This window comes from Frankia sp. Mgl5 (assembly GCF_023242985.1).
In the GTDB taxonomy this organism is placed as follows: domain Bacteria; phylum Actinomycetota; class Actinomycetes; order Frankiales; family Frankiaceae; genus Parafrankia; species Parafrankia soli.
The window spans coordinates 1-698 of the sequence record NZ_JALKFY010000415.1 but is presented as its reverse complement, the minus strand read 5'-3'; the positions used below and the strand labels follow the sequence as shown (position 1 = coordinate 698).

General features: G+C 74.6%; 1 protein-coding gene. It reads left to right on the top strand.

Going from position 1 to position 698, the window contains the following annotated elements; genetic code table 11:
• Positions 1–99: 99 nt before the first annotated feature.
• The coding region (locus tag MXD62_RS09905) for an acyltransferase domain-containing protein (protein WP_308301225.1) at positions 100–698 on the top strand (599 nt) is incomplete at its 3' end.

The following is a 698-nucleotide window of genomic DNA, read 5'->3' as shown; positions in this document are numbered from 1 at the left end:
ACGAACGCGCACGTCGTCATCGAGGAGGCCCCGCCAGCCGTCCCCGAGTCCGAATCGGAGCCCGGGGCCGCGGCCGGACCCATGCCCACGGCCGGTGCCGTGGCAGGCCCGGCCGCGGTGGATGCCGCCGGCGCCGTGCCGTGGCTGCTGTCGGCGCGTTCGCCGGCGGCGTTGCGCGGGCAGGCCCGGCGGCTGCTGGACCACTTGGCGGGCTCCGCCGATCGGCTGCCGGTGCCTGATGTGGGTTGGTCGTTGGTGCGGGGCCGAGCGGCGTTGGAGTACCGGGCGGTGGTGCTGGGCCACGGCGCGGGAACGGGCGGCGACGGGGGCCGGCTGGCGGCGTTGCGAGCCCTGTCGGAGGGGGAGTCCGCCGAGGCTGTGGTGCGGGGGCGGGTTGGTACAGGTGGTGATCGGGTGGTGTGGGTGTTTCCGGGTCAGGGTGCGCAGTGGGTGGGGATGGGTGCGGAGCTGTTGGACGCGTCGCCGGTGTTCGCGGGTCGGGTGGCGGAGTGTGCGGCGGCGTTGGCGCCGTTTGTGGACTGGTCGTTGGTGGATGTGCTGCGTGGGGTGCGAGGTGGTGCGGACGCCTTGGGGGTTTCGGGTGCTGGGGGTGCGGGTTCGCTGGAGCGGGTGGATGTGGTGCAGCCGGTGTCGTGGGCGGTGGCGTTGGGGTTGGCGGCGGTGTGGGAGTCGTGGGG